This is a genomic window from Pseudidiomarina marina (assembly GCF_003987045.1).
Classification (GTDB): domain Bacteria; phylum Pseudomonadota; class Gammaproteobacteria; order Enterobacterales; family Alteromonadaceae; genus Pseudidiomarina; species Pseudidiomarina marina.
Genome location: NZ_PIPZ01000003.1, coordinates 158,251 through 177,138, shown reverse-complemented (window position 1 = coordinate 177,138; position 18,888 = coordinate 158,251). Strand labels below are relative to the sequence as shown.

Here is an 18,888-nt window from a genome sequence, read left to right as displayed (position 1 = left end):
CCTGTAAATAAATGAATAACAGATAATGGCAGCGATCCTAATGCAAATAGGAATGATTCGCAATAACGTTTTGTTATTTTATTAACTGGTCAGGAAACGAACATGTCCAATGAAGCTGCGTGCTACTGGACCAAGCGTTTCGGCGTCACGAAAATTCAGGTAAAAGTTGGTGGTTCGAGTACCGCCCCGGGTGAGTTGAATCGGCACTAATAAGCCATATTGTAGCGCATTGGCAATGGCTCGACGCGGTAACCACGCGAAGCCTAAATTCTTTTGAATCAATTCGATAGAAGTAGCTAAATGACTGACTGTCCAGCGTTGCTCAGAGCCGAGCCAACCAATGTCAGTTTTCTTCTCAACACCGGAATCACGCAGAACAATTTGGCGATAATGTTTCAGATCTTCAGGCGAGACATTTTTCTTCTGCGACAGCGGATGTTCGGCACCGCAAACCGCAATAAACTCCAACTGACATAAATCTTCGCTTAGCTCGTTGGCCAAGGTAAATGGCGATAAGGCAATTTCAGCCATACCTTTATTTAGTAGCTCATTGGCACCGGTCAAAATAGTTTCAATGACCTCTAAATGGACAATTGGATATTCATTCGAAACTTCTGCAAGTGCTTGGTACAGCACATCTTTTGGAAAGGCTTCATCGACCGCAATTGCCAGCTTTGATTCGACACCTTGTTTGAGATTTTGCGCCACATTCTCGAGCCGCTCAGTTTCTGCTAATAAGTAATTAATACGGCGAAGCAGCTGATGGCCAGCATGGGTCACCGATGTTTTGCGCCCATGCACTTCAATCAATTGAACTCCCAACTGCTCCTCTAATTTGTTCACTGCATGGTGCACCGTTGACTGGCTTTTATGCACATGATCAGCGGCTTGCTGGAAGCCGCCAAAATCTGCTACTGCTTTAAACATTCGCCACTGTTCAATGGTTGAACGCGCCATGCTTGAATCTCCAAAGAAAAAGGGAGCCGAAGCTCCCTTTATACTTACTTTTCTTGATTACTCAAGGTCAAAGCGATCGAGGCGCATTACTTTTACCCACGCATCAACAAAGTCATTCACAAATTTCTCATCTGTGTCGCTCTGTGCATAGAATTCAGCAATTGCGCGAAGCTCTGAGTTTGAACCGAAGATTAAATCAACCGGCGTAGCGGTGTACTTCAATTCGCCTGAGCTACGGTCACGACCTTCGTAAACACCTTCTTGGTCTTTCGCAGGTGCCCATTCGGTGCTCATATCCAACAAATTCACGAAGAAATCGTTGGTTAATTGTCCTGGACGGTTCGTGAATACACCGTGCTTCGCACCACCATAGTTAGCATTAAGTGCACGCATACCACCAACTAATGCTGTCATTTCAGGCACGGTCAGTGTCAGCAAGTCCGCACGCTCAACCAAAGCTTCGGCAGGCGACATCAATGCATCTTTGGTGTAGTAGTTACGGAAGCCATCAGCTTTCGGTTCTAGCACATCAAATGAATCGTCAGTCCACTCTTGTGTTGTGTCATTACGACCTGGTGCAAATGGCACACTGATATCGTAACCAGCGTCTTTCGCTGCTTTTTCAACAGCCGCTGAACCACCTAACACAATCACATCAGCTAGTGATACGCGCTTACCTTTTGGCAACGAACGGTTGAAGTCTTTCTGAACTTTTTCCAAAGTTGCCAAAGTTTTCTTCAGCTCTTTCGGGTTGTTAACCGCCCAATCTTTCTGAGGAGCCAAGGCAATACGTGCACCGTTCGCACCACCGCGCATGTCGGTACCACGGAAACTCGCTGCAGATGCCCAAGCCGTACGCACTAACTCAGCCACTGACAAACCTGAGTCTAAAATTTTCTTCTTCAGATTCGCCACGTCGCGGTCGTTAATTAACTCATAGTCAACTTCCGGAATCGGATCTTGCCAAATCAACGGCTCTTTTGGCGATGAATCAACCACATAACGTGCGCGTGGTCCCATGTCACGGTGAGTCAACTTGAACCACGCTTTTGCGAATGCCAATTCGAACTCTTCAGGGTTCTCTTGGAAGCGTTTCGCAATCTTGCGATATTCAGGGTCAAACTTCAGCGACAAGTCCGTGGTGAACATAATTGGCGCATGACGTTTGTCAGGAATGTGCGCATCCGGAACCAAGTTTGACGCTTGACCGTCTTTTGGAATCCACTGAATAGCACCGGCTGGGCTGCGCGTTTGTTCCCATTCAAAACCGAACAAGTTATCAAGATATTGAGTGGTCCAAGCAATTGGGTTCACCGTCCATGCACCCTCTAAACCTGAGGTGATGGTGTCTTCAGAGTGACCTTTACCACATTTGTTTTTCCAGCCTAAACCCTGTTCTTCAATTGGGGCGCCAGCTGGAGCTTCGCCAAGACATTCGTCAGGCTTGTGAGCACCGTGCGCTTTACCGAAGGTATGACCGCCGGCAATCAATGCGACAGTTTCTTCGTCGTTCATGGCCATGCGACCGAACGTATCACGAATGTCCTTCGCGGCCAGCAATGGATCAGGGTTACCGTTCGGACCTTCTGGGTTCACGTAAATCAAACCCATTTGAACCGCTGCTAACGGACGTTCAAGTTCACGGTCGCCACTGTAACGCTCGTCGGCTAACCATTTTTTCTCAGGACCCCAATACACTTCATCTGGTTCCCAATCATCTTCACGACCAGCAGCGAAGCCATAGGTTTTAAAACCCATCGACTCAAGGGCAACGTTACCGGTGAGCACCATTAAGTCGGCCCAAGATAAATTGTTGCCGTACTTTTGCTTAATTGGCCATAACAAACGGCGCGCTTTATCCAAGCTCACGTTATCCGGCCAACTGTTGAGTGGTTCAAAGCGTTGTTGACCACCGCCTGCACCACCACGACCATCGTGAATACGGTAGGTACCAGCACCGTGCCACGCCATACGAATAAAGAATGGACCATAGTGACCGTAGTCAGCTGGCCACCAATCTTGCGAATCGGTCATTAAGGCTTCGATGTCTTTTTTCACCGCATCGAAATCGACTTTTTGAACCGCTTCGGCGTAATCAAAATCAGCCATTGGATTTGAGCTGACGTCGTGATCACGAAGCGGGCTTAAATCGAGTTTATCTGGCCACCAGAACATTTGAGATTTGTTATCAGGAGCAGCCATTGCACCTGATGAAAATGCCATAGTTACAGCAACCGCTGCAGCCGATAGCATCGGGATGGATTTCTTGAACATGAGATGATTCCTCCAAAAAGGACTGTTTCTGAGTCAGTTTGACTATAGTAGAAATAGTCGATTCTGCGAGGGAACTCCAAACAGGAAAATTCGATTAGATCAATCGAAAGTGCTGTTTTGCCAGTAAAAACGTGGTTCAACCACCATATTTGAGGTAAGCCATGAGCGCGTCACGGTCTTCTTGTTTTGGTAAGCCAGTGAACGGCAGGCACATGTCTTTGACCATTTTTTGTGGATTTTCTAACCACTCGTAAAGCGTCGACTCTGTCCAAACAATATCATGTTGCTTCGTGGTTTCAGGAAACGTGTAACCTTCAATTGTCGCAATTTCACGATTGAATATATTGGCTAAATGAGGGCCGAAGAATTGGCTCTTGTTCGGATCCATGCTGTGGCATGCAGAACATTTGTATTTGAAAACTTTGGCACCTTTTGCAATGACGGCAGGGTCGTTTGGAATGGTTGAAGTTTGTGTTGACGATTGAGCTTGCGGCCCAATTGATTCGCAACCCAACAACAGAATCAACGGCAATATCCCAATCAACCTTTTCACAAAATACCTCTACTTCGTACGAATATAACGACTCAGATGATACGCGCTCATATGAACTTCGTCATCTCGGAGTTGCTGCCGACCATTGGCCAAATAATTCGGGATGACTTGGGGGTTCAATACCGCTATTTCGGCGGAGCGACCTAAATCCGTTGTTTTCACATACCACCCAGGAAAAACCACGATACCTTTTACCGGCAACCGCTTACCGGTGCTTTCAAAAAGTAATTTATGTAGCCATGCGCTTGCAGCTTTAACTTGGGTAATAGCGTCTGATTGCAATGGCTTACCGCCACGCAATATTTGTTTGCCATTGTAAAATAATACCGACTTGGAATTGCTCGATTTCGACATAGTTTTCGTTTCAATCACGAACACACCAGAGCGGTGAATCACAACATGATCGAGGTTAAAGTTTTCACCTTCAATATCGTGAAATACTTGCGCACCATCCAAACGAAGCCGTTCAAGAAATTGACCTACCGCTTTTTCGCCGTCGCGGCCGAGTTTGATTTTATTTGTTTCTTTGAGCCCTCTAAAGATCTTGAAAATACAAAATAGAATAACTGGGACCAAAATAATTGAACTTATAATCGGATTCGGAATTTCTTGCTTGTACCAAATCCACCAGATGTTTCCTAACAAAAATGTTAATGCGAAGGCTAATATCACATAAAAGATGACTTTATCTAAAAAAATATCCATCAAGCGCCGATCAAGTGATTCACCCGGATTTCTGAGAGGCTTGTCTTTGAGGGGTGAAATTTTCTGACTTTTCATGGCTACTCCTTAGCGCTTCTTTCACTATTTAATAGCGTGAACAAAATGAAATGTCCATTAATGCACACAAATGCCAAGCTGTATCAATTTGTTAGGTCGCCAATTTGATGGAAATTTCCTAAACTACGTCACAGTTACTTTACGAAACAACAGATCGACTTAAAAGAGACTCCCACATGCCACTACACGTGATTAAACACCCGCTGATTCAGCACAAACTTGGTTTAATGCGCGAAGCAGATATTTCAACCAAGAGCTTTCGCGAACTTGCCAATGAACTTGGTAGTTTACTGACCTACGAAGCGACCAAAGATTTTGAGCTGGAACCACATACGATTAACGGTTGGAGCGGCGAAGCGATTGAAGTTGAAAAACTCAAAGGCAAGAAAGTGACAGTGGTACCTATCTTGCGCGCGGGAATTGGCATGTTAGATGGTGTACTCGATTTAATTCCTAGCGCGAAAGTGAGTGTGGTTGGGTTATATCGCAATGAAGAAACCTTAAAGCCGGTGCCCTATTTCCAAAAGTTGGTAAAAGACATCGACCAACGAACAGCTTTGGTTATTGACCCCATGCTAGCAACTGGCGGCACGATGGTGGCGACACTCGATATGTTGAAACAACATGGTTGCAAAGATGCGCGAGTTTTAGTGCTTGTTGCCGCGCCAGAAGGTGTGGATAAAGTGCTCGAAGCTTACCCAGATATCCACATTTATACCGCTTCGCTCGATTCTCATTTAAATGAGCATGGCTACATTGTTCCAGGTTTAGGTGACGCCGGAGATAAGATATTCGGCACACGATAAATTGTTTACCTTTTGTTGACGTTTGTTGAATAAAAATACTATAAAAGAACAAACGTCACACAAAAGTTAAGCTATGAAAACAATAAAAATACTCGGCTCATTGGCCTTGATTAGTATTTCTACTCTCTTCTCGCCTTCAAGTCACAGTTCTGATGTTTTAGTCTCGGCAGATTTTAATGTCGGCCAAGGGTTTAATTATTTGGTCAATGGCACCTGCTTTGTCGTGACTCCAAAACATGTGATGGGCGATGCCAAAACCGCCAATATCATGCTGCCAACGCGGCAATACTTCACTGCTGATCTTGCCCATGTATTTGATGTCGACATGGCCGTTCTTGAGTCAAATATTCCTGAGGCGCAATGTAATCGAAACACGTTCTTGCAGGTGAGTGATTTAAAGAAGCTGTTGGATGTATATCAAACTGGTGTTCTGAAAACACGTTTGGCTGATGGTAGTGTGTTGCAGTCGAAAATCGTGATAAATACGGTTGATGAAACAGAGTACTTAGCAATAAAGCCTGAGCGTGCCGACGAACCATTTAAGCAAGGTTATAGCGGTAGTATTTTGTTCGTGGCTGAACAGGCTGCTGGCGTGTTACTTGAAGTGGATGACCAAGGTGGTGTGGTTTATCGAGCGGATGCACTCACAAATATGCTAGATGATCACTTCGGCGTCGACGATAAACCTGCGGCGGCTACAACAACTGAATCTCCAACTGATACAACCGACGACTCAGCGGTTACAACCAACTCACACTTAACTGGTCGCTTGGCGGCAAATCAGGTTAAAGATCACGAAGTGAAAATGCTGGAAAATAGTCCGGTAGAGTTTGTTTTGAAGCGTACTGATGGCAATCAGATGCGGTTCACGATTCAAATAATGGATCGGCGCGAAAATATGTTGTTGGATTACGACTTTTATAGCAGTGACGATTATAACTTTGCCTTTACGCCTCCAAAATCAGATACCTATATTGTGCGTCTTTTAGGGCTTCGATCCTTTGGCGAATTTGATATCCAGATGACTGACTTTGCTTTCGATTCTGAACTTCGTGGCACTGGAAATACAATTGAGATACCAGCCACAATAACACCGAAAGTAGCTAAAGATTCAATTGCCGAATATCGATTTAATGGAGAAGAAAATAGTCCAATCGAGCTCATCTTAAATAAAGTATCAGGACAACAATTTCGATATAACGTGAAGATAATAAGCAGTGCTGGAGAATCTCTTCAAGATTATGATTTTTACTCAACTGATAACTACGCTTATGCTTTCACCCCGCCCAAAAATGATACATATACCATCAGGATAAGTGGGTTAAGAAGCTACGGCACAACAGATTTCCGCATTGAGCAATGGATTACAGACGCAGAGTTAAAAAGTGCCCAAAACGTTGTTGTTGCTGGGGACATAATGGCTGGAAAACTCGCGAACAACGCTGTTGCGGAATATCGAATGATGATGACAGCAAACGCACCTATCGATTTCAAATTTGAGAAGAATCCTGGAAATATGAGATTCCGTCTTGAGATTTTTGATGAAACAGGTGAAAAAAAATACGATGGCGATTTTTACACAAACGAGGACTATCGAATTGTGTTTACGCCATTGTCCTCCGACGTACATGTCATTCGTTTGACGGGAATTAGAAGTCATGGCACCTACACCATTAAGTTATTTGACTATGATTAAACGTCTATTTGCGGTTGCTGTGCTGGGCGCGTATGCGGGTTTAACGCAAGCGAATCAGGTGAGTGAATTTACCGAGTCATACAGTGAAACGGTGAAAGTGTCTGGGCAATTTTTAAAAGGTCTACAGTTCACGGATGTGGACTATGCCGTTGCGCCTCACCTTTATTTTCCAAGTGCTTATCAAGGCCGCGTTTGTATTTTTGTTAGCAGCGCCGATGGCCGCTATAAATCTCAATATCAATATACCTTTACAGAACCTGCAGAAGGGTTAGTCAGCATTGAATTCCCAACTAAATACATCGATGAGTTAGAAGAATTCGCACCGGGTGAATTGGGTTTGCTTGCAACGGCGCAACCAGATTGCTCGTCCCTAAATGGTAATTATTTAGTGGGTTCTTGGGGTACACCAAAATCGATGACCAATATCGCCGTATTTCTTCGTAGCAATGCGCGTCGGGATGTAGCGACAGTTTTTGGCAATAGTCATGAAGTAAGTGATACGTCACCTGTTACCGTGAAGTGCCAAGATCTGCGTAGTAATTATCGCGTATCTTATGACAAAGAATGCGTATTACAGGATGTTGATGCCAGTCAAATGACACGTGTGATCATCAAACGTAGAAATTTGCGCGCCATGCCAGATGAAGTCGTCGAGTTATTTCAATGAAATCATTCAACTTCAAAACCATATTTCGCAAAACCGCCAAATTTTTATTCGGTATTTTTCTAACGAACGAAGATTTACCCTATTCTGCAACCGAGTTTCGTGATCGCATAGCGACAAGCCCATTGCGGTGGTTATTACATATTTTGGTAGGGCTATTTTGGTTACTCTTAGCATATATTGTCTTTATTTCGCTTCGATTTATCACTACACCCGATACTCTTTATAACGTCACCGCGCGGTCGGAAATTATCGCCATTGATTCATTCCAAAACAGTGCTTTTGTGCCGTGGCAACTTGATGGCGTTACCCGTTACTCAGAGTGTGGTAGCGAAACATCCCTTGTATCTGGGCAACTTCAAGTTGCTCAAGATACCTCCGTTTATATTGAACGCATTGGAACTGATTCGGTGTGGATAACGTTAAGCTCCGCGACACTTGCACCGGTTGGGTTTATTCAAACCCCAAACGAGCGAATTGAATTAAGCGACTGTGAAGCATTTGAATTGCAGGCTTCTGCGAACAACAGTTATACGTTACCAATAGATGGTGTGATGACGATTGGTGGAGAGGTGAAGGAAGCATCAGCGCGTGAGCCTATATTGCATCAAGGTTCTGTCGCAATTTCGGACAAAGGCGCTTGGTCTGGGCAATATTATCAAACGGAGCCGTATGCGCTTGAACTAGGCGATAAGTTCTTTATTCAGAATCCATCGATTCAAAGCTCTGGATTTATTTATGTTGATGATTCACCTGGCATGCAGATTACTTTTAATGGCAAAGGTGATGCAGGTGCCATTCAACGCTACAAATCTGAAGATATTATTCTAAAGAACAGTATTTGGACCAAGTTAGCGCATGATGAGAGTTTATTATTTCTTTGGCTATTTCTCGTTGCGGCCTTTTCACTCTTGAAGTTTGTCATTCGAGTGAATATTGAATAAACGGTAGCCTTAGGGTGTACCAAGCACTTGGTTGCGCCCTGCATGTTTTGCGCGATATAAGTTTTGGTCGGCACTAAGCAACAGCTGATCGATCGTGTCTTCGCCGTCATTCATATACGTTGCCGAACCGATACTCACGGTAATATGGATATCATTTTCGATCGCCTCAGCACGCACATTTTCGATAATTCTCTGGCCTAATTGAATTGCCTGTTGTTGGTTAGTATTCGGGCAAATAATCAAGAACTCTTCGCCACCCCAACGGCCTACAGAATCTGTTTCACGAATCGTTTCTCGCAGAACATCACAGAGTTTGATAAGAACTTTATCCCCAACAAAATGGCCATATTTATCATTCACTGCCTTAAAATGATCCACGTCGAGAAGTAAGACGGAAACCGGTTGATTAAAACGATTTGCCTGAGCAATCACTGCGTTAAGTGTGTTATCTAAATGCAGTCGATTAAATACTTTGGTCAATGGATCAGTGATCGCCGTTTTCTGTAATTGATCATAGGCCTCTTGACGTGAGTTTTCATAAAAACGAAATAGAAATACTTGTGCGGTGGCCACTTCAATAAAGTTAAATAAAGCACCGAGGCCCAAGTTAGCGGTGACTTGTTGATTAATGAGCTGATACAGATACCAACTGCAATATCCCAATATGATGGCACTCACCCAAGAGCCATCTCGACGCCCCAATAAAAAGAATGCAAACGGCGGTAAAATTGTGACCCACATCAACGAGTAGTTACGTCCTTCAGCTAGGTGCACAAACGCCAACAATATGGTCGCAATGGAAATGATGACAGCCCAGCTCGCAATTCTGAAATTTCCGCCCTGGCTAACATACCGAAGAATTAATAACGCAAGAATAAGACCAAGATAGTCGAAAAATGCAATTTCGGGAGCATGAAACAAGGTAACGTTAAGCGTACCGATAATGGCAAAATAAGCCGTCATGATCAGTAATACGCTATAAATTAGCGAAACTTGTTTGAAGCGCGGATCTGCTGCATCAATATCGGGATGGTATTTGCGCCAAAATTTCATAACGTCACTTCGTTGTATCACTTTGAAGTATCCTAACGGTGTTTTTAAGGAAATGGAATTAACTTTGTGAACGACTAGCCGAAAGTCTTAATCCATGATTTGATAGTGACTATACGAAGCAAATATTGAGTGCAAAATGAACGAAACAACGCAAGTTAAACTGCTCAGAGGCGCCATTATTTTGGGCCTTGCTTTATTGGTTTGCGGGCACATTATACTTGGCGTGACGTTTGCCAGCGACGATATCGGCCACCAAGGATTTATCTTAGGAGCTGCGTTAAGCGCATTCGGTGTTGTGCTCTCATTACCAACTAAAATTTATTTAACGCTATTGCTGATGGAACACGAAGAGAAAACCAACCCCAATTTTACGCGTTCTGCTGACGGTCAGGCTCGTCGCGGCACTTCTGTTGCACATATTAGAACAGCAACCGAAGAAGATGCGGCACGCCTTTCAGAAATTGCTCGGCGGACTTTCGTCGATACCTTTGCGGCTGACAATACCGAAGAAAACATGCGCTTGCATTGTGACGCAACTTACAGCGAAGCGTTGCAACTGGCGGAAATTCAAGACCCCAATCGATTAACACTACTGGCGACGCATGAGTGGAATATTGTCGGATTCGTGCAACTTCGCTGGGGCAATACACCAGAATGCGTTCAAGCTAAATCAGCTGGCGAGCTACAGCGTTTATATGTAGATAAAGACTGGCATGGCAAAGGCATTGCACAAGATTTAATGCAGGCAGCTATTGATGCCATGCTACACAAAGGTAACGACGTGATGTGGCTAGGCGTTTGGGAGCATAACCCGCGCGCCATCGCATTCTATAAAAAGTCAGGATTTATTGAGGTTGGTTCACATGTATTCCCGCTGGGGAATGACCCACAGCGGGATATTATTATGATGAAACCGTTAGCCGCTGCTACCGAATAATTGGCGTTAACACCTCGGCATCACCGTCAATTTCGGTCATCAATTCCAGTTCTAGCAACTTGGCCATAAACGGATAAATATGGATGTTGCTGAAACGATTAATTTGAGTGCCCTGCTGAATAGCTGGTCCAGCTGCTACGAATAAGCCATCCATGTCGCGACTTGAATGGAAACCGTGGGTGCCGCCATCTTTGCGCTGTTCTTCCGGACGCGTCGTAAAAGTTGCTGGTGCCGTTGTTCCCAATACTATAGCTGGCTTGCGCGGCCCGTCAGTTACACCGAGTTGCGCCAATTGCTGCTCAGATTCGATGACAAAGTTACCTTGTTTTTGCTTCAAGCGCTGTTCAAGTTGCTGAATCTGATCCGCAGATACGTCTTCTTTCGGATAAATCATCAAACGTGTTGATGCGTTGACGATTTCAAACAGTTCTTCGTCGATATTGAGCTCTTTCACATCAATCATGTCTTTCGCGGTAATTTGTGACATGCCGTGATCAGACACTAAAATGAGATTGACCGGCACCTCGGTTTCGTCATGAATACGTTGCCATAACTCGCCAATAAGCTCATCCACATGCTTTACAGCTTTTGCCACTTGATGTGACTCTGGGCCAAAACGGTGCCCCATGGTATCGACAATCGAAAAATAACCGGTGACCAAACGTGGGCGCGCGGCTTCGGGTAACTTCAACCATTCAACTATTTGATCGATGCGCTGGCGATTCGGTGCCGGTGTACTGTAGTTGAAATAGTAGCTTGGTGTACGTCCATTGATGCGCGCTTCCGACTCAGGCCAGAAGAAGGTTGCGGCTTTCACGCCCTGAAATTCGGCAAGGTTCCAAATCGGCAACGTGGTCAGCCAGGTACTGTCTTTCACGCCATCGCCCATTTTGTAGCGCTGCTTACGCTCGGTATCGTAGAAGTTGTTATCCACAATGCCGTGATTCGATGGGTATTGGCCGGTCACAATTGAAATATGATTCGGGAAAGTCTTTGACGGATAAACCGGAATCAAGCCCTCACTGCGAACACCCTGCTCGGCAATTTTGGCAATGTTTGGTGCGCCATGCAGCTCAATATAATCGTGGCGAAAACCATCAATTGAAATCAATACCACCGTCTGCTCTTCCGTTGCCTGCGCTTGCAGGCAAGCCAACGCCAGTAACAATCCAACTACATATTTCATCTATCTTTCTCGATTAGTTAATAATGCCGCAAAGTTTACCACAGCTTTATGACAATGGTGTGTAGGAGGAGGGGTGCAGTCCTTGGACTGCACCCCACTTAATGCTTAAAGCGGCGGGGCGGAGAGCCGGGCTCGGGCAGTTGAAACACGTAGAGCCAGTCGTTGCCGATGAGTTGCTGGAGTATTTCATGCTCAGCGACAATCGCAGCGATGCGCTCCATTGGCGCATCAATGTAAACGTTCAGGCGCAGCGGTTCGTGGCGGTATTGCTGGCCGTCGTGAATCGATTGCCAGGCGAGGCCGATACGCAAATCGCCACCGTTACCTTCAAACACACCCAAGCGACCGCCCACCACGTTATGCAGGGTTTTATTGCCACTACCAAAGCGCTGATTATCAACCGTCGAACCAAAGTACTGCAGGTTAATCCAGTTGGTGACAATCATTGGTGCGGTCATAATCTGCGTGAGTACGGCACCGTCGGCATCTTGCTTAGGGTGATAGTCGTGCAAGAAGCTACGCCCCTCTAGGCAAAGCCCTCGCGTGCGTTCACGCGGCGCAATCACAAATGCCGCGTTGTTGGTTAAACCCCATTCTGGGCGCGTTTGCGACCAGTCATAGGCGCGGCGAACAAATGCAGCACGGCGTTTTTCAATGCTCGCCTCAGTAAGTTCCAAACCTAAAGTTGGTGCTCGCTCTAAGCGTGCCGCATCACTGGCGCGCGCCAACTGCAACTCGACCTGTGCTAACTGCGATTGCCAACTAGCTGGAACCGCATCGGCCTCATACAGCGTGACATCTTCTGTCGTGGTATTGTGCAAAGCAGCCATGAAATAAGTGGTTTTCGGAATGACAATGCCACGCTCAGCTAAACCGCGACGAATTTCTTTGTGATTCAGCAGCTGCGCTAATGCGCGGGCGTTCACTTCGCCGGTTTGGCCACAACACGCACCACAATCCAAACCTGCCCGCTGCGGATTATTCTGGCTCGTACTGCCATGCCCCACTAACAATACCAGCGGCGCAAAGTTCGAGGTTAGCCCCATTCCAGTCAACACACCCGCGGCGAGATCCACGCGCGACGGCAGCACTTCAGCATCCACACCCAAAGTTGGTCGTAATGAGCAGCAGTCGTCTTCCGAGAGTCCAAGCTTATCAACGCCGTTATTATCTGCTTTAAAGAAGCTTGCCTTCAGTAACTTACCCAAATACCCCATGCCCAGCGTTTCAACCAAACTAAACGATGAAGCCGGCACATTACTAAATGGCCACAAGCTGGCTTTTTCTTGGAGTTTCACCCGACGAATTGTCGCTAACTCAACGTCTTTTGAAGCATCACCGCTGCTGTCAGTTACATTCAAGCTCGGCGCCAATAAGCCCGGCAACTGCGCGCGAGTGCTCTGCGTACCCAGCGGCGTGTAATCAATTGGAAGCCCAAAAAATCCAGCGAAACCACCGGTGCGAATGCCATCAGATTGAGCTTCAAAGTGGCGGCGGAAAACTTCGGAGCGCACATCAATACAGAAGAATGCTTGCACCTCAGGAGCCCCAGAAGCCGCCGAAGGTTTCTGCATTAACACTTGCGCCAACTGCTCTTGATAAGCGAGTTCATGCGCACGTTGCCAAACTAAAAGTTTGCTACGTGACAGCGAATCATAGTTGCCAATTTTGTCCCATAGTGCGCGCCAACGCACCCAAACGCTATCGTCTTCGCGACCACCACTGTCAACCAACCATTCCCAACTTGCGCGAATAGCCAATAGCTCCATCAGCGTGGTATCTGTTTCGCCGCGCAAGTTCGCTTGCCACGCACGATACGAGCAAGCAGCCGCCCACCCGCTCACACGCATGAGAACCGTTTCCAGCCACAAATCCCATTGCTCAGGTGGAATATCCAAAGATCGCAACACCTGCGTCAATTGTTCAATCGGGTCGCTATGCATGGCATCGGCACGCGCAATTAAATCATCGCTATGCATTAAGACTCGTACGCTACGATCATGACGAACCTCATTCAACCAACTCGCATACAGCGGCGCATCTTTGTGCGGATGCCAAGCGGCCTGATATTCATCAAAATAGGCAGCACAAAATTGCGACACTTGGAAGGTCACTGTTTCATGCCAACCTGGCTCATGATTTAAATCGCGCGTTTTGTCGTAGCAGTCACTCAGAAGCGGAAGAGCAAGCGGTTTATAATTTTTCCCACCGACAAAACTGACCAAGTGCGTCATGGAATGCTCAGAGCTCAGCTCATCCATCGCCTGCTGCAAATGTGATTCTTGTATCACCCCATCTTGCCAGAGCTGCGCGTAATAATCGTTGCGCATTGAAAGCGGCGACGCCGCAGTAAGCTCTAGTAGTTTTGCGGCTTTCGCGAACGACTGATGGGCACGTCCCCAATATGGGTTCACTGCAATCATCTGATCTAAAGGCCATGCCGGCGCAATGTGGGCACATGCAGATACAACAGCCGCTTCTACTTGCGCTCTTAAAGTGTCTTGCGCCTGACTCATGAAATAATCTCCTTCGAAGCATCTGTTTGAGCCGGCGGCAATGGCCAGATCTTAAAGGTTACCAAGGTAAACCGTTCATCGAGGTAAAAACCGTTGTAGGCCCACGGATATAAACTCCGCGACCATTTGTGTTGTGGGTATAGCTGCACCAATAGCTGTAAACCGAACAACGCCACAAACACCAATGCCACCCAAACAACTAAAGCAATGTGTGTCTTGCCCTGACTTGGTACTGCGGCAGCAAATAGTAGATGCCAAATAAAATACAGCTGAGTTAGTAACAATACACGTAGCAAACCCAGCCTAAAAAGCTTCGCCGTCATGTCGCGTTGCGGCCACAATAAGGGCGCAAAACCAATGGTAAGAATAATCAGCGCCACCCAACTTACATGAAACTGCGGCAGCACCCACTGCCAAACGACGAATGACACACCAATTACTGCTGCACTAATTAACGGGCTCAACACATACAATTTCTTACGCGTCACACTGTAAGCTGGCGCTAATAGACGTTGCAGCCGTGCCTGTTCTACCGCCTCTCCAGCGCTTAAGAACGCATAAGCTTTATAGAGTGAATGCGCAACAAGGTGTAACAACGCGAGCTCATATAATCCCAGCCCTATCTCCATGAGCATAAAGCCCATCTGCGCACAGGTTGACCATGCCAATCGCACCTTAATACTGATTCGGGTAAGCATCACCAGTGCGGCCAGCGCCGCTGATAAACTACCCACCACCACCAACAAGGCTTGAGCAATGTCACTTTGCGCCAGCATCGGTGCCATGCGTAACAGCACAAAACCAGACAGGTTGACGACACCGGCGTGAAGTAATGCCGAGATTGGTGTGGGCGCCTCCATCACTTGAATGAGCCAGCCGTGCAACGGCAACTGAGCGGTCTTTAAAATTGCAGCTAGCGCCACCAACACAATGGTCAGCTCTAGCCATATCGAAAGCTCTGAAAACTCCGCAACATGCGCATTAATAGCCGCAAGATTCAACGAGCCAACGTCAATATAGGTCAACGTAACCGCCAGTAATAACAACACATCGGCAAGGCGGCTAATGATGAACTTTTTGTGTGAAACAATTTGTGCAGCGCGGCGTTGATGATAAAACAGCAGTAGTTTATGTAGCCCCACACTGGTCAATGACCACCCTAGCAACATCAGAAGTAAGTGGTCACTAACAACAATTAAGCCCACATTGGTTAACGTGAACAACGTAAACTGAATGAACATGATTTGATTTGGTTCGCCTTGCAAATAATGCTTCGCAAAACGGGTCACCACCCAGCCCAATACGGCCACTAAGGCAATTACCACCAGCCCAACTCGGTCGGCAGGCGCAGCACTGAAGGCAGAGAACAGAACCAACATAACAGCACACAATAACGCACTGAGTGACGTTAACTTTGCGACTTGCCACAACATACGTGGCGGCGCGACTAAGCTAGCGAGCCAGCCAATCAACCAAACCGCGGCAAAGGGCCATGTTTCAAGCATGTGATTCATCCATATAACGTATCTAGTGTTATGTTAGTGTGCATGTTGCCAAAAAGCATACCTTCAGTAAAATAGATATAAAATATACAACCGTTCTGTTTTTACGAACATTTTACCGAGCAAACGCCACTGAGGTGCTCCGACCATGCGTGAACTGAACTTTCATCACTTATTTTACTTTTGGACAGTGGCCAAAGAAGGGCATTTAACTCGTGCCGCACAGCAGTTACACGTGTCTCAATCTGCGTTATCGTCACAAATCAAACAGTTGGAAGAGCGCCTAGGACAAGATTTATTTGTGCGTGAAGGTCGTAGCCTTAAATTGACCGAATTCGGGCATGTGGTACTCAACTACGCCGAGCGAATTTTCAATTTAAGTCACGAAATGATGTCAATGGTCGAGCGCGGCGACACGCACGTGGTACAAACATTTCGGGTTGGTGCTGTGGCAACGCTCTCACGAAACTTCCAAGAAAACTTCTTAAGACCCATTCTTGGTAACCCCAACATTCAGCTGACGTTGTTGTCAGCTAGTCTTGAGCAATTACTCGAACAACTGAGTATGCATAAACTCGATTTAATTCTCTCAAATCGAGCCGTCGCCTCTGATTTTCATTTGCCAATTCGTTGCCAGTGCGTAGCACAACAAAGCGTGAGCTTAATTGGCCCCAATACCGAAGCGTTACAAGGCAAAGAATTCCCTCGTGATTTAGATAAAGTTCCGGTACTCGTGCCCGGCGTAAGTAGCGATATTCGCACGCAATTTGATATGTATTGTGAGGAAAACAACCTGCAACTGACACCTTATGCTGAAGTGGATGACATGGCGATGCTACGGGTGATGTCGCGCAGTATTCAAGGCGTGACGGTAGTACCTGAAGTTGTGGTGCAAGACGAGTTACGAGCTGGTGTGCTAAAGAAATACTGCACGCTAGAAGGCGTGGTCGAAAAATTCTATGCCATCACGGCGAAACGCGAATTTGAATCAACCATTATCAGTACGTTACTGAATTAAAAACGCCGTACCTGCTCGGTAAGAATCGCAAGCACGGCGCTTTGTTAATTACACTTACTGTTTTAAGTGGGTATTGAGGAAATTAACGTAGGCTTCTTGTGCCTCAATTCGATTCGCTTTCGAGCTAAAGCCGTGCCCTTCATCATCGAATAAAACATATTCAACTGGCACGTTGTTGGCACGTATGGCTTCCACCATCTCGTCGCTTTCCACTTGTAGCACACGCGGATCATTTGCACCCTGCACCACTAATACCGGTGCTTTTATGTTGTCGGCATGGAACAACGGTGAAATACGGCGCAAGCGCTCGCCATCGGTTGCTGGATCACCTAACTCGTCGTATAGCGACTGACGGAAGCTTTCCCACCACGGCGGAATACTCTCAAGTGTGCGCACCCAGTTGGTGACACCGAAAATATTGATACCGGCATCAAACTCATCAGTAAACGCTAGCGCCGCCATGGTCAAATAGCCACCGTAGCTGCCACCCATGACTGCGATGCGATCGGGGTCAACCCAATCGAGGGTTTGCAGATATTTTTTGCCATACACAATATCCTGCAAGTCATCTTCGCCGTGGCGTTGATCATCAAGGTGGAAGAAAGTTTTGCCATAACCTGATGAGCCGCGGTTGTTCACTCCAAGCAAAGCATAACCATGATTGATCAAATGCTGAATCATTGCCGAATAGCCTTTACGCGCTTGTCCGCCTGGACCACCGTGAATCACGATAACAGCTGGTACTTTGTTTTCGGCACTAGCTTGATGTGGCTTATATAACAAGGCTGGAATCGACAGTTCGTCAAAACTTGGGTACCGAATGACTTGACTGTGAACAAGGTGCTCTGGTTCCATGCCTTCGGCTAACGTATTGGTGAGTTGCACCACGTTTTCACTACCGACCTGCCAGAACATCAAATTTGACGGCGACACATCAGAGTTGACATAAAACACCATGGTCGTATCATCATCTGAGAAATTCACGCCACGTAAATCACCCGGAGGATGCTCAGGTAATACAACTTCAGAGCCAGTCGTTGTATCAGTGATCGTCAGCTCAGTACTTGCATCAGCGTTCACGCCAACCACTTGGTACTTCCCAGAATCAGAGAAATACAAGAACGACACATCCCAATCGGCAACAAAGTGCTCGCTGTGTTCTTCTGATGCCATATCGTAAGCCCAAGCCTGATAGAACTCACCATGGCCGTCTGTGCCATAAATAAGTTTGCTGCTATCGTGCGTAAATGTGTAGGCATTATGCTGAACATTGCCATCAGTTGGGGTAATTAATTGAGGTTCAACGGCCTCTGCTTCAAGGTCAACCAAAAATAAATCAGAATCGGCGTTCGAATTGGTTCGGCTGAGCGCCATATAACGTCCGTTCGGACTAATGGCATCAACATTAAAGCCGGTATTATTTTCGAACACCATTTCACGACTGTAGTCTACCGCGTTGTACTGATACACATCGAAATAGCGATTATCGCGCTCGTTGGTCATCACGTAAAAATGCATGTCGTCTTCGTGCCAACCGCCAAACATCGCTTTTAAATTCTCGCCCGGTGTTAAATCTTGTGTTGTGCCATCTTCGCGGTGCACATATAAATGGTTCAGCTCGTTACCGCCTTGGTCTGCGGTATATAACATGCGTGCGTCGTTGGGGAACCAGCTCACCCCCATCATGGCATCGGTGGTTGAATTGGTCAGTTGCGTCGGTTCGCTACCATCAAGCGGATAACTATAGACATTAAAAATGCCGCTTTCATCGCTGGTAACAAGAACCGCAGTACCATCGTGATTAATTGACGACCCAAATAATGTCACGGTGTTGTAGAAGGTTTCAGCGCTAAACGTTGGCACCTCCGCTTTAGCGGATGCCTGTTGCGTTGACTGTGCATCCGCCGCTGGCTGTGTTGTCTCTGGCGCCGGTTTACCGCATGCCACCAGCAATAAACTGATGGCGACAATGGGAAACATGGAAATGAATCGCATAGCTCTA

General features: G+C 46.4%; 15 protein-coding genes. 6 read left to right on the top strand and 9 right to left on the bottom strand.

Features of this window, described 5'->3' with window-relative positions:
• Positions 1 to 81: 81 nt before the first annotated feature.
• The 4 genes from CWI76_RS09385 to CWI76_RS09370 all read right to left on the bottom strand — a co-directional run bounded on the left by CWI76_RS09385 (position 82) and on the right by CWI76_RS09370 (position 4,564).
• The gene (locus tag CWI76_RS09385) at positions 82 to 957 is read right to left on the bottom strand and encodes a LysR family transcriptional regulator (protein WP_126760088.1); all 876 of its coding nucleotides are present in this window, start codon (positions 955 to 957) and stop codon (positions 82 to 84) included.
• Between the two features lie 57 nt (positions 958 to 1,014).
• The gene (katG, locus tag CWI76_RS09380; RefSeq protein WP_126760087.1) at positions 1,015 to 3,231 is read right to left on the bottom strand and encodes a catalase/peroxidase HPI; all 2,217 of its coding nucleotides are present in this window, start codon (positions 3,229 to 3,231) and stop codon (positions 1,015 to 1,017) included.
• 136 nt (positions 3,232 to 3,367) lie between these two features.
• Positions 3,368 to 3,784, bottom strand: coding sequence for a c-type cytochrome (locus CWI76_RS09375; RefSeq protein WP_126760086.1), 417 nt, complete (start codon positions 3,782 to 3,784; stop codon positions 3,368 to 3,370).
• Between the two features lie 9 nt (positions 3,785 to 3,793).
• A complete protein-coding gene (locus CWI76_RS09370; RefSeq protein WP_126760085.1) occupies positions 3,794 to 4,564 on the bottom strand; it encodes a nuclease-related domain-containing protein in 771 nt (256 codons plus the stop codon).
• Between the two features lie 176 nt (positions 4,565 to 4,740).
• Here CWI76_RS09370 and upp point away from each other — a divergent pair, with 176 nt between their 5' ends.
• The 4 genes from upp (at position 4,741) to CWI76_RS09350 (ending at position 8,674) form a co-directional block, all read left to right on the top strand.
• Complete coding sequence (gene upp / locus CWI76_RS09365; protein WP_126760084.1) at positions 4,741 to 5,370, top strand: uracil phosphoribosyltransferase; 630 nt, start codon at positions 4,741 to 4,743, stop codon at positions 5,368 to 5,370.
• A 73-nt stretch (positions 5,371 to 5,443) separates the two neighbouring features.
• Positions 5,444 to 7,066, top strand: a complete 1,623-nt coding sequence (locus tag CWI76_RS09360) for a hypothetical protein (protein ID WP_126760083.1) — start codon at positions 5,444 to 5,446, stop codon at positions 7,064 to 7,066.
• A complete protein-coding gene (locus tag CWI76_RS09355) occupies positions 7,059 to 7,733 on the top strand; it encodes a hypothetical protein (protein WP_198678603.1) in 675 nt (224 codons plus the stop codon). Before CWI76_RS09360 ends, CWI76_RS09355 begins: the two co-directional genes overlap by 8 nt.
• Positions 7,730 to 8,674 carry a hypothetical protein gene (locus CWI76_RS09350; protein WP_126760081.1) on the top strand — a complete coding sequence of 315 codons (945 nt, stop codon included), beginning with the start codon at positions 7,730 to 7,732 and terminating at the stop codon, positions 8,672 to 8,674. The genes CWI76_RS09355 and CWI76_RS09350 overlap by 4 nt, the downstream gene beginning before the upstream one ends.
• A gap of 9 nt (positions 8,675 to 8,683) precedes the next feature.
• On the opposite strand, the gene CWI76_RS09345 is transcribed toward CWI76_RS09350, so the two are convergent.
• Complete coding sequence (locus CWI76_RS09345; RefSeq protein WP_126760080.1) at positions 8,684 to 9,727, bottom strand: GGDEF domain-containing protein; 1,044 nt, start codon at positions 9,725 to 9,727, stop codon at positions 8,684 to 8,686.
• 136 nt (positions 9,728 to 9,863) lie between these two features.
• On the opposite strand from CWI76_RS09345, the gene CWI76_RS09340 reads away from it, so the two are divergent.
• Positions 9,864 to 10,664, top strand: coding sequence for a GNAT family N-acetyltransferase (locus tag CWI76_RS09340; RefSeq protein WP_198678602.1), 801 nt, complete (start codon positions 9,864 to 9,866; stop codon positions 10,662 to 10,664).
• On the opposite strand, the gene CWI76_RS09335 is transcribed toward CWI76_RS09340, so the two are convergent.
• From CWI76_RS09335 to CWI76_RS09325, 3 genes are all read right to left on the bottom strand, one after another.
• Positions 10,654 to 11,850, bottom strand: a complete 1,197-nt coding sequence (locus CWI76_RS09335) for an alkaline phosphatase family protein (protein WP_126760079.1) — start codon at positions 11,848 to 11,850, stop codon at positions 10,654 to 10,656. The two genes, CWI76_RS09340 and CWI76_RS09335, sit on opposite strands and share 11 nt — an antisense overlap.
• Positions 11,851 to 11,948: 98 nt before the next feature.
• The gene (locus tag CWI76_RS09330) at positions 11,949 to 14,366 is read right to left on the bottom strand and encodes a YbcC family protein (RefSeq protein WP_126760078.1); all 2,418 of its coding nucleotides are present in this window, start codon (positions 14,364 to 14,366) and stop codon (positions 11,949 to 11,951) included.
• Positions 14,363 to 15,871 carry an NADH-quinone oxidoreductase subunit L gene (locus tag CWI76_RS09325; protein ID WP_157980827.1) on the bottom strand — a complete coding sequence of 503 codons (1,509 nt, stop codon included), beginning with the start codon at positions 15,869 to 15,871 and terminating at the stop codon, positions 14,363 to 14,365. The genes CWI76_RS09330 and CWI76_RS09325 overlap by 4 nt, the downstream gene beginning before the upstream one ends.
• Positions 15,872 to 16,016: 145 nt before the next feature.
• Here CWI76_RS09325 and CWI76_RS09320 point away from each other — a divergent pair, with 145 nt between their 5' ends.
• Positions 16,017 to 16,886 (top strand): LysR family transcriptional regulator, encoded by an 870-nt coding sequence (locus CWI76_RS09320; protein ID WP_126760076.1) that lies wholly within the window; start codon positions 16,017 to 16,019, stop codon positions 16,884 to 16,886.
• A gap of 54 nt (positions 16,887 to 16,940) precedes the next feature.
• Here the strand turns inward: CWI76_RS09320 and CWI76_RS09315 are convergent, their stop codons facing one another.
• The gene (locus tag CWI76_RS09315; RefSeq protein WP_126760075.1) at positions 16,941 to 18,881 is read right to left on the bottom strand and encodes a S9 family peptidase; all 1,941 of its coding nucleotides are present in this window, start codon (positions 18,879 to 18,881) and stop codon (positions 16,941 to 16,943) included.
• Between the last annotated feature and the right edge of the window lie 7 nt (positions 18,882 to 18,888).